At 38.5% G+C, this 13,765-nt stretch carries 16 protein-coding genes; 1 reads left to right on the top strand and 15 read right to left on the bottom strand.

The window, feature by feature from the left end; genetic code table 11:
- Window positions 1-21: 21 nt before the first annotated feature.
- From GJU82_RS04585 to GJU82_RS04535, 11 genes are all read right to left on the bottom strand, one after another.
- Complete coding sequence (locus tag GJU82_RS04585; protein ID WP_153631068.1) at window positions 22-1,227, bottom strand: pyridoxal phosphate-dependent aminotransferase family protein; 1,206 nt, start codon at window positions 1,225-1,227, stop codon at window positions 22-24.
- Between the two features lie 10 nt (window positions 1,228-1,237).
- Window positions 1,238-1,696, bottom strand: a complete 459-nt coding sequence (locus GJU82_RS04580) for a GtrA family protein (protein WP_153631067.1) — start codon at window positions 1,694-1,696, stop codon at window positions 1,238-1,240.
- A 10-nt stretch (window positions 1,697-1,706) separates the two neighbouring features.
- Complete coding sequence (locus tag GJU82_RS04575; protein ID WP_153631066.1) at window positions 1,707-2,393, bottom strand: CDP-alcohol phosphatidyltransferase family protein; 687 nt, start codon at window positions 2,391-2,393, stop codon at window positions 1,707-1,709.
- Window positions 2,394-2,437: 44 nt separating this feature from the next.
- Complete coding sequence (locus GJU82_RS04570; RefSeq protein ID WP_153631065.1) at window positions 2,438-3,280, bottom strand: patatin-like phospholipase family protein; 843 nt, start codon at window positions 3,278-3,280, stop codon at window positions 2,438-2,440.
- Between the two features lie 3 nt (window positions 3,281-3,283).
- The gene (locus GJU82_RS04565) at window positions 3,284-3,832 is read right to left on the bottom strand and encodes a 1-acyl-sn-glycerol-3-phosphate acyltransferase (protein ID WP_153631064.1); all 549 of its coding nucleotides are present in this window, start codon (window positions 3,830-3,832) and stop codon (window positions 3,284-3,286) included.
- An 8-nt stretch (window positions 3,833-3,840) separates the two neighbouring features.
- Complete coding sequence (locus GJU82_RS04560; protein ID WP_153631063.1) at window positions 3,841-4,062, bottom strand: 3-oxoacyl-[acyl-carrier-protein] synthase III C-terminal domain-containing protein; 222 nt, start codon at window positions 4,060-4,062, stop codon at window positions 3,841-3,843.
- Window positions 4,063-4,156: 94 nt separating this feature from the next.
- Window positions 4,157-4,738 carry a TetR/AcrR family transcriptional regulator gene (locus GJU82_RS04555; RefSeq protein WP_153631062.1) on the bottom strand — a complete coding sequence of 194 codons (582 nt, stop codon included), beginning with the start codon at window positions 4,736-4,738 and terminating at the stop codon, window positions 4,157-4,159.
- Between the two features lie 484 nt (window positions 4,739-5,222).
- Window positions 5,223-5,981 (bottom strand): VCBS repeat-containing protein, encoded by a 759-nt coding sequence (locus GJU82_RS04550; protein WP_153631061.1) that lies wholly within the window; start codon window positions 5,979-5,981, stop codon window positions 5,223-5,225.
- 25 nt (window positions 5,982-6,006) lie between these two features.
- Window positions 6,007-7,431 carry an aldehyde dehydrogenase family protein gene (locus tag GJU82_RS04545; protein WP_153631060.1) on the bottom strand — a complete coding sequence of 475 codons (1,425 nt, stop codon included), beginning with the start codon at window positions 7,429-7,431 and terminating at the stop codon, window positions 6,007-6,009.
- A gap of 69 nt (window positions 7,432-7,500) precedes the next feature.
- Entirely contained in the window at window positions 7,501-8,610 is a 1,110-nt protein-coding gene (locus GJU82_RS04540) for an NAD(P)-dependent alcohol dehydrogenase (protein ID WP_153631059.1), read from the bottom strand.
- Between the two features lie 132 nt (window positions 8,611-8,742).
- The gene (locus GJU82_RS04535) at window positions 8,743-9,033 is read right to left on the bottom strand and encodes a hypothetical protein (protein ID WP_153631058.1); all 291 of its coding nucleotides are present in this window, start codon (window positions 9,031-9,033) and stop codon (window positions 8,743-8,745) included.
- A 572-nt stretch (window positions 9,034-9,605) separates the two neighbouring features.
- Between GJU82_RS04535 and GJU82_RS04530 the strand changes: the two genes are divergently transcribed.
- Entirely contained in the window at window positions 9,606-9,905 is a 300-nt protein-coding gene (locus GJU82_RS04530; RefSeq protein ID WP_153631057.1) for a hypothetical protein, read from the top strand.
- A gap of 186 nt (window positions 9,906-10,091) precedes the next feature.
- On the opposite strand, the gene GJU82_RS04525 is transcribed toward GJU82_RS04530, so the two are convergent.
- From GJU82_RS04525 to GJU82_RS04510, 4 genes are all read right to left on the bottom strand, one after another.
- Window positions 10,092-10,697 (bottom strand): DapH/DapD/GlmU-related protein, encoded by a 606-nt coding sequence (locus GJU82_RS04525; protein ID WP_153631056.1) that lies wholly within the window; start codon window positions 10,695-10,697, stop codon window positions 10,092-10,094.
- Window positions 10,698-10,976: 279 nt separating this feature from the next.
- On the bottom strand, window positions 10,977-11,528 hold the full coding sequence (locus GJU82_RS04520) for a TlpA disulfide reductase family protein (RefSeq protein WP_153631055.1): 552 nt from the start codon (window positions 11,526-11,528) through the stop codon (window positions 10,977-10,979).
- Window positions 11,529-12,449, bottom strand: coding sequence for an IS1595 family transposase (locus GJU82_RS04515; RefSeq protein ID WP_153630358.1), 921 nt, complete (start codon window positions 12,447-12,449; stop codon window positions 11,529-11,531).
- Window positions 12,450-12,471: 22 nt separating this feature from the next.
- The gene (locus tag GJU82_RS04510; protein WP_153631054.1) at window positions 12,472-13,425 is read right to left on the bottom strand and encodes a hypothetical protein; all 954 of its coding nucleotides are present in this window, start codon (window positions 13,423-13,425) and stop codon (window positions 12,472-12,474) included.
- Window positions 13,426-13,765: the final 340 nt, after the last annotated feature.

The raw sequence follows: 13,765 nt of genomic DNA, 5'->3' as shown, positions 1-13,765 counted from the left end.
ATTATAGTATTGTTCACATTATTATTCTACGCGTTGAAAACGGGGTGCTACATCGAGTTCTTTAAAAGCTCTGATTATTTTTTCTACAGCTACATCGAGTTGTTCGTAAGTGTGTGTAGCCATAAGGGAGAAACGTATCATAGCATCATCCTTCGAAACCGCGGGAGAAATAACCGGATTCACGAAAATACCCTCATCAAGTAGTATGCGGGCCAACTTCAAAACTTTCATATCATCCCTGACATATAACGGGATAATCGGAGTTTCGCTTTTACCTGTATCAATACCGGCACTGATGAAAGCCTGGTGTGCGTATTTGGTTAAATCCCAAAGATGCTTGATTCGTTCAGGTTCATTAAGCATAATATCAATGGCAGCACTTACGCTTGCAACGGAAGCCGGGGGCATGCTTGCGCTAAAAATCAATGCACGGGCATTATGCTTTAAAAAGTTAATTACCTCCTTGTCGCCGGCAATAAACCCACCTATTGAGGCCAACGATTTGGAAAAAGTACCCATAATTAAATCTACATCCTGGGTCAGATTAAAATGGGAGGATGTACCTCTGCCATTTTGCCCAATTACCCCGATTGCATGTGCATCATCAACCATTAAGCTCGCGTTATATTTTTCTTTCAATCGCACAATTTCCGGTAAATTAACAATATCCCCTTCCATAGAAAATATGCCATCAACAACAATCAGTTTATTTTTGTCCGGTTCACAAAGCATCAGCTTCGATTCAAGCGAGGCCATATCGTTGTGGGCAAACTTAAGTATTTTGGCAAGAGACAACCTGCTTCCCTCAATGATGGAAGCATGGTCCTGAGAATCGAGTAAAAGGTATTCGTTGCGGCCACAGAGAGCTGAAATTGTTCCAAGATTAGCTTGAAAACCGGTGCTAAAGCAAATAGCTTCGTCCTTGCCAACCAGTTTGGCCAACTTCTCTTCCAGCTCAAGGTGAATATCGAGTGTCCCGTTAAGAAAGCGGGAACCCGAGCAGCTTGTACCATATTTTTCGATGGCTTTTATCGCGGCCTCTTTAATCTTAGGATGATTTGACAGGCCCAGATAGCTGTTAGAACCAAACATCAGCACGCCTTTCCCGTTAATAGTTACTTCAGAATCCTGCCCGGATTTGATTGCCCTAAAGTAGGGATAAATACCTGCAGCCATTAGCTGCTGAGGGATATCATACTGTTCGTATCTTTCTGAAAGTATTTTCATGGGATTAATATTAATAGTTTATGTTTTTCAATGATTCCATTTCGTTTACCGGTTCAATTATAGATGGACGTTTTTTGAACACTACAAACTCGGCAAGAACAAAATTCACAATGCCGGATATTACCAATGCCGCCAGATTGCAGAATACTACATCCCAACCAAATAGTTTCTCGAATAGCAGCAGAAATGCCATTTTAACAATAAATCCCAAAACACAGGAAATGTTGAAAATGGCAAAGCGGGTTATAAAAGTCTTTATGTTTTTTGTTGATATTCGTTTGTGCCATACCCAGTAGTAGGATAATAAGAAATTTGAAAATACCGCGATCTCAAACGAAATAGTTGGTGCCACCAGGTAATGTCCAAAATATGTAGAAAAAATGTAGGATGAGAGCCCCCATAGGACCATGGTATCGACTAATGTGCCAATAAGACGGCTTGCTACGAATTTTATATATTTAATTGCCATAAATAATGCTTTAGTATTTGGGAGGGTCGATTTCCGCGTATTTATTCTTATCAATTAAAAAGTTAACCAGGTAAATAATGAAAAGAATAAAAGCAATAACAATCCCTATGACATCAAACAGGCTTAAAGCAACACCATCAAGTACAAAGTTCCGGGTTCCTGTCGGGTAATATATAAAGAGTGTGTTTATAAGGATAACCAATAAACGAAATTCGGTGGGTCCCAGTTTATTGTAAGTAATCTTGAACTCCCCTTTAAGGTAGGTATTGATGTATGTTAAAATTGATAAGAGCAAATACCCTGCAAGAATAAGCATGGCAACTGCAAAGTTTATGTATGGAGAAAGCCCTGCACCCACACAAATGGCAAAAACCGTTAACCCATCGATACTGTGGTCGATGAAAAATCCGTATGTCGGACGTTGAGCTTTCCTTACACGGGCCAATGTTCCATCAAGGCTGTCGCCAAACCAGTTCAATAACAAACCAAAAGAGGCTAACCAAAGAAAATTGCTTTCAAAGTTGGAAAGTATATAGCCCGCACTTGAAAGTAAGGCACCCATAAATCCTAAAACTGTTAAATGGTCTGAATTAATTTTCTGAGGTATTCTTTGTGCCATCCAAACTAACGCTTTCTTCTCCAAGCCATTTAAAATGGATGTTTGTATTCTTACTTCGGGTTTTTTACTGCTCGTCATATTAGTTATTAATTTAAAAATTGTTATATCTGAAATGCAAAACTCTAATAATTTATTGCCTCTTTAGCTGCATTTTCCCCCAACTGTATCAATTCCTTTGCCCTGTAAAAATCAAAGGTATTTGCCGAATTGCCGGGTATATTTATAATCATATCAGGTTTATGTTTTTCAATACTCATTTTTGCAATCCTGTGTATCATTGCCGAAGTAGTACTGCTTAAAAGTGAGTAATACCCTGTACTGTGCTTGTCTCCGGTTAAAATTAACGTCGATAAGGTGTTCATCAACCTGTTTAAGTATCCATTGTTATTAGTTGTATCTTTTGGAATATCATACTTTTTGTCGCCGTAAAGATTTACTACTACCAACATATCACCATTTTTTCGGGACACCTGTTCAACCGGAATTGGATTAAGAACGCCACCGTCAACAAGAATGGTACTGTTGCACTTCACTGGTGTAAAAACTGCAGGAATTGCGATGGATGCCCGGGCAGCTTCATAAAAACTTCCTTTTGTAAAAACCACTTCTTTTTCATGGAGTATATCAGTAGCAACGGCAGCAAAGGGGATGGGCATATCTTCAATATTCACGTCGGGGATAAAAGCTTTCATTTTATCAAAAACCCGCTCACCCTTTAATAAGCCATTAGTCGCAAGCGTAAAATCCATAAAACCCCAGACATTCATTTTTTTAAAAGAGCTTACCCACGAGGTAAATTCCTGTAGTTTGTGCATGGCGTAAAGCCCTCCTATTACCGCTCCTATAGAAGAGCCTGAAACTGAAGTAATGGTAAACCCGTGTTTTTCAAGTTCTGAAATAGCACCAATATGGGCAAGTCCGCGGGAACCGCCACTCGATAGTACCAATGCCACATTCTGTTTCATATTTTATACTTTTAGTTCAGGTGAAAAATTTTCAGGATATTTTGCGGTAACGTCAGAATACAATTGAGCAATCTCTTTTCTTACTATATGAATATCTGTAGGGTTATAAATCACTTTTTTAATCCCGATTTCTTTCTTCTTATAATCAATGTATCCAACAACAATGGGAACATTCGCCCGTACAGCCATATAGTAATACCCTTTTTTCCATCGTGTTGTTTTTGCCAATTGCCCTTCCGGGGACAACACGATATGAAGTTCGTGGCTATTATTAATTAATTCAACAACATAATCAATATACTCCTTGGTTTTACTCACGGGTATTGAACCATAAATCTTAAAAAAGTATTTTAACGGAAACTTGAAAAATTCCTTTTTTGAAAGAAATCTATAATTTACATCTAACTGCATCAAATATAGTTTTCCGTACAATCCATCCCGGTAGCTGGTGTGTGGGGCAAATATTATTATAGATTTCTTTATGCTTGGAAACTTGCCTTTTATTTTCCATCCCAAAATATTTACAAGAACAAAACCTGAAATTGTTTTCATATTTTGAATTATAATTTTTTCAATAAAACTGCACCGCTTGAATACCCGCCGCCAAAAACTGATATAATAATATCGTTTTGTCTAAACTTGCCCCAATTATCAGATAATACAATCGCTGCACTGGCCGAACCTGTATTTCCAAAGCATTCAATATTTGTAAGTATCTGCGAGTTTTTTAGTTGATACCCAAAAAAATGGTTAATATCAAAACAGCTAAGACTATCAGTCATTTCAGTCTGATTATTGATTTTACAAATCTGTTCATATTTTTATTTGTTATTATTTGTACCAATACCGTTTTATAGTCAGTTTTGGTTAAAAAAATCAGGTGGCTAAACCCTTATTCAATATGTTTATTAACCCATCAAAGTAGGGTGAGTATTTCTCGTACTTATTTTGTAAAAAAAATGGTATTTCAAGACCTTTCAGCACCATTAAAAACATATCCAGCAAAACATCTATTTCAATAACTAAGGTAAACTCGCCTGTATGAACACCTTGAAGAATGATTTTCCTCAGTTTTTCTTTTTCCCACGTATCTAATTCGGTTCGCAAATCATCAATGAAATGAAAATGCTCAAAAAAATCGGCTTTTAGGGTTTCATGGTAGTTTGCTGCACTATTCAAAAACTTCATCCGGGTAATAAGGTATTCCTTGATTTTATCCGATGCTTTTAAATCAGGATTACTAACAATGGTTGACAATTGATTCTTTAACTTGGTCATTTCAATTGATACAACCTCCTTAAATAAATCTTCTTTACTCGCAAAATGGTAGTATAGTGATCCTTTTGCCTTTCGTGCAATTTTTGCGATTTCGTCCATAGAGGTTTTGTGAAACCCAAAACGGCTAAACAGTTGGTTTGCAACCCGCAATATTGAATCTTTAGTAGTATCTATGCTCATGTTCTTTTTGTACTAAAAATGTTTTGGAGTACAAAAATAGAAATCTTTTATCAATCCGGAAAAATTTTTGCTTTTTTTAACAATGAGCCTGGTCTAACCAGCTTGCTCACCAGTACATTTGTTAAAATGGTGTTCGATCTACCAGTAGGGTTCCTGCTTTCAACGGGTGTGTCAAAAACCAGTATGGCAGTGACCGGTGGGCTTGCCGGAATACTGCCTCCGTAGTCAAAGCCTTTCGGGTTTTGGGAGCGATAAAACCGGGAAAAACAACCCCTCATGCTTATTGGATATGGCTTGTCGGCGCTAATTATCCCGCTTTATAGTTTTGTGGTCTCGCCCGGTGCAGGCTCTTTGCCTTCGTTTTACCGAAAGGAAGGTGAATTCAGGCGTACCATTTTATTAATAATTTTGGTTCATCACAAAAACGGATACTTATTAGCATGTAAATTGTAAATATTAAGAATGAAGTAATCCACATCCCTGTCTAACCATATGCTTTTCTTTTCAAAAATATAACGCTTCCGCGGATGATCTTGGAGAAATTGAGGAATCCACTGGATACTACTTTGCAGCCGATCCGGTGTTGGTAGCTGATATTTCCCTTTTCGGGATGATTTTGCACCACGATATCGTTGGATCCGTCGGCATCCACATCGCCTACGGAAGGAGTAACGGCAGGTGTTCCGGGCCGGATTACCGGCCAGTCATCACTGAATGATGCCCCCGATGGCGTGAAAACATATACCCCGGCTTCGATATTGCCTGAACCGGTTTTTCTTTTAAAAGAGATTATCTCCATAGTCCCGTCTTCATCAATATCGGCAATGGCCGGAGCACAAGTCATAGTGTGGTTGTCGAAAGATACGGGCCATCTGTCAACCATAGTGCCTTCATGGTCGAAAAGACACACCGAACCATCCCAATAATTATTGGTATAATTGGTGTTAACAGCAATTTCCATAAGTCCATCGCCATCAACATCTGCAACAGCAGGAGGATAAGTTATATTTCCCGGAAGATTTTCACTTTCCCAAATAATTTCACCACTACCGTTGATGGCATACACAATTTCATCGCTCCCGGTAACAATCGCCTGAACGCCATCATCATTAATATCAGCGACAACGGCCCCCCGAAAGTTTTTAAAATATTGATTGGCATAAAAAACCATGGGAAACCCATTCAACATTTCAAAATCACTTTCACGCGGAGAAAAATCCCGCGTGGATTGATATTCTTCCACTTGAATTTTAAGTATAATTTCTAAGTTACTTTAATGAGCCTAAGATGGTTTCTGCCTTGCCTTCATAAGGAGGTTTGAAAAATTCATCATTGGGAAGTTCAGGTGACTGGTAAACTACGGCACGTGCATTTGTCATTTCCAAAAAGCCATACTTGCCATAACCTTTTCCGATACCGCTCTGGTTCACACCACCAAACGGCATCGCAGGATCAAAGGCGTGGGTCATTACATCGTTTACCGTTACGCCTCCGGAAGTTGTATGGCTGATAATATAATCTGTAAATTCATTGTCATTACTAAACACATACAAAGCAAGCGGTTTTTCAATAGCACGGATAATATCTACTATTTCTTCTTGGGTATCATAAGTAATAATAGGCAAAAGTGGCCCGAAAATTTCTTCTTTCATAATAGCCGAATCCAAAGAAACGTTGGTCAATACAGTAGGCTGTATCCGGCGAAGTTGCTCATCAAAAACACCTCCTACTTCAACTTTGGCACTATTGGCAACCGCATCATCAAAAAGTCGTTTCAAACGGTTGAAATTCGGTACATTGATAATCTGATCATAATCATCGTAATTGAAATCCCCTTTGGTATAGTAGGCATCCTTAAGGTAAGTGTTGGTTTTTTCTATGAAAGCGTTCTCCATACTCTTGGGTATCAATACATAATCGGTATCCATGCATATCTGACCAGCGTTTAATGCCTTTGCTTTGATAATACGGGGAACAGCTTTGTCCAAATCTGCCGATTCGTGAATAATAGCAGGTGCTTTGCCACCAAGTTCTAATGTAACGGAAGTAAGGTTTTCCGCAGCAGCCTTCATGACAATTTTTGCCACTTTTGGACTTCCCGTAAAATAAATATGATCAAAAGGCAGTTTGAGCAATTCCGTAGTTTCCGCGACCCCCCCCTCAATTACCGTAACCTCATTCTCATCAAAGCAATCTGCTATAAGTTTGCTTAATAACGCACTGTGGTTAGGTGTAAGCTCCGACGGTTTGATGATGGCTGTATCACCAGCTGCTATAGCTGATATTAAGGGATAAAGCGTCAGGAAAAACGGCACATTCCACGGGCCAACAATCAATACGACACCTTTAGGCTCATAAACGATTTCTGTAGTAAAACCGGTTGGCGGCTGATAGGCTGCCACAATGGGCTCGCGTTGCAACCATTCCGCAGCATGTGCCACTGTATAGTCAATATGGTTCAATAATGTGCCCACTTCTATTGCATAGCTAACTACGGGCGGTCTCTGAAAATCGGCATAAAGTGCTTCACCGACCTCTTCTGCGTACTTCAGCACCCCCTCGCGGAATCTTTTTAGTTTTTCAATTCGCTGTTCAGCGGAAGTCTGTTTTATAACGTGCTGATGCGCTTTTTGTGCATCAAAGATATTTCGTACTTTTTGGACGAAATTCCCGTCCTGTGTTGATGTTTCCATAATTTCGTACTTTTTTGTGTTACTAACTTTTAAATTTTGTTTTGGCGTTCTAAAGTCAGATACAATAGGTTATTGAGGCATACGTAAAATAGCCTTCAATGTTTTTCCCGATTCTGAATCTTCAACTGCCTGGTTGATTTCTTCCAAATCATAAAATTTAATTAATTTATCGAATGGAAAAATACCCTGTTGGTACATATTGATTAATCTCGGAATAAATATATCTGGAACACTATCCCCTTCAATCACAAACTCTATGGATTTGCCCATCATCAAGTTGTTGTAGGTAACTTCCATTTTTTCTTTTTCAGATACCCCGACCAAAGCACAACGGCCCATATAGCGGAGCGATAATATTGCCTGTTCTATTACTTCACTACGGCCTGTAGTATCGAAAGCATAATGTAAACCTCCTGGAATAATATCTCTGGTGATTACCTCAGAAACCACTTCATTTCGGCTATTGATCGTATGTGTTGCCCCCAGCTCTTTGGCTAACTCAAGGCGATTATCGTGTACATCCACCGCAACGATGGTTGTACAACCTGACGCTTTAGCAGCCATTAGGGCTGACAAACCCACCGGACCAATACCAAATATCACTATACTTTGTCCCGGACGAGGCTGTAATACATTTAAAGTAGCGCCGGCACCTGTTTGAATTCCGCAGCCTAAAGGCCCCAAAATTTCCAACTGAATATCCTTACTAACTTTAACAACGTTGTTTTCTTCAATTAGCGAGTAGGTTGCGAAAGAAGATTGACCAAAGAAAAAGGTGTTCAGTTCCTGCCCTTCTTCACCATGAATTGGACAAGAACCATCAGAACGATGCCCATTACCAAAATTTAATGGGAAAAACTTCTCACAATAAGATGGGTGCCCATCTTTGCAGTAGGTACATTTTCCACAACTGGCTGGTGCCAGCACCACGTGGTCGCCTACCTGAACTTTTGTAACGGCACTACCTACTTTTTCTACAATTCCCGCACCTTCGTGCCCCAGAATAGAAGGAAAAGGAAAAGGCATCTGCATATCACGGATGGAAATATCCGTATGACATAAACCTGTTGCCACAACTTTTACTAATACTTCTTCAGGATGCAATTCTGTATTCAATTGAGCATCCGTAATTTTGAACTCTTCGCGAGGTGCATTTAATACTGCTGCTTTTATTTTCATAATAAAACATTTTTGATTATACAAAAAATTTTATGGCATAAACGTAAAATATAAACATGTCAAGTTTCAAAATGTTGTTTATGAAAGCTTAAATTATAATTTTACTATAAATTTAGCATTTATTTTTACAGCTTAAATTAGGGTCTGCTGATTTTCTGCGTGCCGCACGAGTTCGATATTAGAATGAGCAAAAGGTAATTGTCCAAATAATCCTTTTAAAAAATCCGCGAAACTTTTGGTGTAACGCGTCCCCTTTGCTGTCAGGTCCCATGACTTACTGACCAGTTCTCCAGTGGCCTCCACCAACCACTTTCGCCTGCGTACATGCAGAAATGTAGCCTTCTTGCGGATAGGAAAGTCTTGGATAACAACCTCGGCATGAAATCCTTTTGACGTGAGATTCTCATTGAGGTAAGCAGCCATAGGTTTGTTTAAAATTTTCTACCTGCATTTTTACATCTGTACTTTCATTATAGGCATCCCAGCTGAACCGGTCTATCCGGCAGGACCCGTTCACCTCACTGATGTTGATTTTCGTTCCAAATTCCGTTTTCGCTTTGTCTTTTCCCCGGACAATCGGACGCTCCAAAGAAATATTTTTTAAAACTTCGTTATTGCGCCACTTAATGAAAATCCGTTTCCCGAAAGCTGGATAAAATCGGATGTTATGCTGTCCCTGTTTTGTCGCTTGCTTTTATAGGCCCAGTACCAAAATTTTGACAAAGTGACGTTGTGCTGGCGGAAAAATTCCGACTGCGTCATCCCTGACTCCCGCCAGGATTCAACAAGGGCAAGCATCGATGTTCTTTTTTCTTGTAATGTCATAACAATTTTTGCCCGGCAGGGTGGGGAGTTTTACGGAGCTGTGAAAGATGCCCGTGCCCGGGCGGATACTGCAAAATAACTAATTGCAATAATTCTCTTACTTTTTTCATGTCTGTTTGCTTCATCGCTTTTCCTTTATTTGAAAAAGCAAGATAAACAGGCCTAATTTAGTGTCCGGATGTTTCCGGAATCACTGTCCGGATAATCCGGACACCCGTTCCGGGATTTTATCGGGCTGTTACCGTAAACAAAACATCGAAACGGCAAAACAACTGCTGGCACAGGAAACTGAAAACCAAAAAGAAGAAGCTTTGGAAGATGGAATCCGTATTTTAGGGAAACAGGATACGGTGTGGACTGAAATCCTGGAATGTATCCAAAACTTCCGGCAGCCTAACTGCCCGGTAAGCAAAAAAGGGAGGTTGCGTTTTGCCGGTTTGGTGAAAGATGTTCCGTGGGAACCCGGATAGTGCCTACCCTGCAAATCGTTCTTTGAAAAATTGCACAACCGGTTGCCCAACACGAATTAAAACACAATTGGGCGTGCATTTTGAGCGCTGTTACCCTAAAAAAGGCAGTAAGTATGCAAACCTACTGCCTTTTTTCAGTGCCCAACTGTGCCTTAATTCCTAAAATGTTGTGCGTTCGGCTTTTTGTCATTTTATTTGTTCAATTAGTTCAAGTCGTTTTACAACACTGTTCTTTTCTAAAATTGTCCCTGGTGATAAAACTGCGTTCGCTCCAATTTTAGAATTATCTCCAACTAACGACCCGAACTTTTCAATTTTTGTGTCAATTAATTGATTGTTTTGTTTTACAAAAATTCTTTTCTCCTGTCTTTCATTATAATGGTTCGCACAAATTGAACCTGCTTCAAAATTTGTATTCTGCCCAATTATACTATTCCCAATATAGTTAAAATGTGCAATAGCAGAATTGTCAAAAATTATGGATTGCTTTATTTCAGAACTCGGTCCAATTCGAACAGATTTACTTAAGAAAATTGGTCCGCGCAAATATGCATTCGCACCTATAAAGCAATTTTCTGAAACAATAATTATTCCCTTCAACACTACTCCTTTTTCAATGGTTGCGGATTTGTGTATAGCAATATTGTTCTCAATTTTGTAGTCAGCACTTAATTTCCTTAAATGCTGTGATAATATATGTTGTAAATTTTCAACAACTTCCCAAGGTTGCATATTGATGTCTTGCAAAATTGTTGATTTAAAATTCTCTATAAAAAATTCAATGTCTATCATATGCGTATATTGTCTTTTTCAATATGGTAATATAATATAATCCTTCAATTTTCACTTTTGTCTCTTAGAATGTCTTTTTATGCTGACGCACAACGGTTGGTGCAGGTGGAGTGCGGGACTTTGAAACGGTTTCCTGTCAAACCCGCACGGAGCCAAGCCAGCTTTTTATTAAATATCATTTTAAAACCGTCATCCGTCAAAGACGGATTGGCGGTGGCTGAACGGGGCGAAAACGCTGGAATACCACGCCCGTCCGCATTACATTTGCATTACCACACGTTATTTTTCACTAATTTCTTTTTCTAACTCATTTATTTGAGATGGTCGGCTTGCATGTTTTTTTAGAATTTCCCCATTACTGTCCATTAAAATATACCATGGGATACTAATTGAACCCTGTCTGTCAAATATTTTTCTTAGTTCTGCGTTAAGTTCTTTATTCGCTCTTACATGAAAACCTTCAAGGTTATAAAACTTTACCATGTTTTTCCATTGAATTGAGTCTTGGTCGCGGTCTACTGATATGTATAGTATTTGAATGCCGTTTTTTTGCAATAATGTTTTTAATTCCTTTTTGTGTGCAAATTCAGCTTTGCATGGTCCACACCAGGTTGCCCAAACATCGACGTAAATTTTACCCTGAGGCAAAGTGTTTGCAATTTCAGCTAACGTATTCAGATTCTGATAATTTTTAATAAATTTGGTCTTCTCACTAAAGCCGGATTCAGCTGTTTTGTGAAATTCAATTATTTCATCAATCAGCGGTGAAATGTACGGGATGTATGCGCTTTCAGGGTAGTCGGTTTTAAAATCATTAATTGAATTAGGCATTTAAATAATACTTTGTTTATAAGGGAAGGGCTCTGCATTAACCATTCTGGTTAAAAGGCTATCGAAGATTCTTTCCTTCATATTACTTCGGTTAAACCGGTAGCAGTATTCATCAATATAGGCTTGCAAATTTTCGACTTGGTGGTGCATGCCCCGGAGCCAGCCTTTGAAGCCCATAATACACCTGTGCAAGTCAGGGAAGTTGCCGCCCTTTTTCCCTGAATCAACCTGCACAAGATTACTGAAGTCTTTTACCAAAGGGGAATATCCTCGCCATTTATCTGTCTTTATTTGTGCACTTGTCTCAATGGTCATTTTCATAAACCCACCAAGTTCCTTCGAACTGCTCTGCTTGATGACCTTTCCGTACATACGGCTAACTCCTTTGCCGTTTCTCTCAATGGCAAATACAACCAACTTCTTTTTGCCGTTTTTTCTCCCCACAACCCCTTCTTCCTGGCCGCCGACAACTGTTTCATCAACTTCGGCCTTGCCATCGATTTTATGGTTGCCACTGCTTTCCATGGCTTTCATTACCTTGCCTTTGAACTTCCAGCAGGTCTTTTGTCTTAACCCAAGCTTTCTGCTTAGTTCCGTACTGCTGATCCCTTTTTTACTCGTACTTACATAATAAACAATGTAAAAGGCCTTTAATACCGAGAACTTTAACTGGTGAAACAATGTCCCGCTCGTTGGGGAGGAGATTCGGTGGCAACTGGTACACTGTCTGTCGAATAGGCGCTTTCCGTTACAATAATTGGTGTGTCCACAATTGGGGCAAACAAAGCCAGTCCCCCATTTTAGTTCAGTCAAATATTGATAACAAGAATCTTCGTCAGGGAAACGTTCCTGAAACTCAAAAATAGTAAGGCTTCTGAATTTGTTCTCCATTTTTATAATATTTCCCCCTAAAGTAGACATTTCTATTGTATTTACAAAGAGCCTAATTCAAATCATTAAATAATCCGATGAGTTCTTTCTCATATTTTTTCTGAATACTTTCTTGGTATAAATAATTAGCTAAGTAGTCTTCACAAAACGCTGCAGGAAGATATTCTTTTGCATTATTTACACGGTAGTTTTTGGTTTGGTCTGATTCTCTTAATGCTTCTAATTTTTCTTTTGTAAAATTACCATTCACATATTCCTGAAAGTAGATATAACTTTCAGCATAAAAATTGAACCATTGCGATTTAACAATTTCAGGATTTGAAAAAAGAGGTTGCTTAAATGTTTCTTTCCATAAATTTTCAAATTCTTTTGTAAATACTCTTTCCCCTCTCTGTATGGTCATTAAATCTTTTATCCATGCTATGGTTGCTAAAACAGCATCGTAATAGCAATTTCTATCAGTTTTTACAAAATCGAATACATCTCTGGAAATCAATTTATCTGAATACAATTTTTCAAATTCCGCAATTTCTGCTGTTCTTCTTTGGTTAATTGTTTCCTTAATTTTAGTTGCTATTGTATCTCGTAAGAATTCTCTTGCTCCAAGCTGGATATGTTCCGGGTTTGGAAACTTGTTATAGGTTTCCTGGATGATGGAGCTTTTATCTGCAACAGAGAAAATATTTTCTTTATCATTCAAGTTGAAACGAATATAATAGGTTTTACCCGGTTCTGCAATCAATGTCCCCTGTTCGGTATAAGAAGTTCTTATTTTTATGAATATGGGTTCTTTTGATGTCGTCTCAATTTGAAAATTTCCAAGCGAATCGGCTTGAGCAGATTTTGTAAAATTCCAATTACAAATACCATGAATAGGATTGGTGTATTCTACTTTTTCAGGTATTTCTCCTATAATTTCTCCATGAATTACAATCTTATCCTTGGAATCCTTACATGCAAATAGTCCGATTAGTAGGACAGTTAAGACTAATTGATTTAGTTTCATCCTTATTTCATTTTAATGTGTGCCAACTAGTGTGTATCAATATTGTTGTTATTTCTCTTATATCAACTGATGAGTTGTTGTTATACACCCATATTGGGATGTATTGTGTACATTATTATGTTGAATTTTCGAAAAGTTCATCCAATGGATTTTTAATCTTTTCAATATATCGTTTTGATATATGGGTGTAAATCTCTGTTGTTGTACTCGATTCATGTTTTGGTACTGTTTGGGGGCGCCCCATATCCATTTCGGGTTTAGGGTGACAACGGCTACTTGTTCGTTCGATTTGGTGATCGACTCTCATCTTGTTAGTTATTTCGGTTCCTCAATGTAAAAA

Origin of the sequence: Prolixibacter sp. SD074 (genome assembly GCF_009617895.1) — a bacterium.
Classification (GTDB): domain Bacteria; phylum Bacteroidota; class Bacteroidia; order Bacteroidales; family Prolixibacteraceae; genus Prolixibacter.
This window is presented reverse-complemented; position numbering and strand designations above follow the sequence as displayed.

Bases quoted from the DNA above. Each gene is read 5' to 3' on its own strand.
- GJU82_RS04585 (WP_153631068.1), bottom strand. From the start codon at position 1,227: ATGAAAATACTTTCAGAAAGATACGAACAGTATGATATCCCTCAGCAG.
- GJU82_RS04580 (WP_153631067.1), bottom strand. From the start codon at position 1,696: ATGGCAATTAAATATATAAAATTCGTAGCAAGCCGTCTTATTGGCACA.
- GJU82_RS04575 (WP_153631066.1), bottom strand. From the start codon at position 2,393: ATGACGAGCAGTAAAAAACCCGAAGTAAGAATACAAACATCCATTTTA.
- GJU82_RS04570 (WP_153631065.1), bottom strand. From the start codon at position 3,280: ATGAAACAGAATGTGGCATTGGTACTATCGAGTGGCGGTTCCCGCGGA.
- GJU82_RS04565 (WP_153631064.1), bottom strand. From the start codon at position 3,832: ATGAAAACAATTTCAGGTTTTGTTCTTGTAAATATTTTGGGATGGAAA.
- GJU82_RS04560 (WP_153631063.1), bottom strand. From the start codon at position 4,062: ATGACTGATAGTCTTAGCTGTTTTGATATTAACCATTTTTTTGGGTAT.
- GJU82_RS04555 (WP_153631062.1), bottom strand. From the start codon at position 4,738: ATGAGCATAGATACTACTAAAGATTCAATATTGCGGGTTGCAAACCAA.
- GJU82_RS04545 (WP_153631060.1), bottom strand. From the start codon at position 7,431: ATGGAAACATCAACACAGGACGGGAATTTCGTCCAAAAAGTACGAAAT.
- GJU82_RS04540 (WP_153631059.1), bottom strand. From the start codon at position 8,610: ATGAAAATAAAAGCAGCAGTATTAAATGCACCTCGCGAAGAGTTCAAA.
- GJU82_RS04535 (WP_153631058.1), bottom strand. From the start codon at position 9,033: ATGGCTGCTTACCTCAATGAGAATCTCACGTCAAAAGGATTTCATGCC.
- GJU82_RS04525 (WP_153631056.1), bottom strand. From the start codon at position 10,697: ATGATAGACATTGAATTTTTTATAGAGAATTTTAAATCAACAATTTTG.
- GJU82_RS04520 (WP_153631055.1), bottom strand. From the start codon at position 11,528: ATGCCTAATTCAATTAATGATTTTAAAACCGACTACCCTGAAAGCGCA.
- GJU82_RS04515 (WP_153630358.1), bottom strand. From the start codon at position 12,449: ATGTCTACTTTAGGGGGAAATATTATAAAAATGGAGAACAAATTCAGA.
- GJU82_RS04510 (WP_153631054.1), bottom strand. From the start codon at position 13,425: ATGAAACTAAATCAATTAGTCTTAACTGTCCTACTAATCGGACTATTT.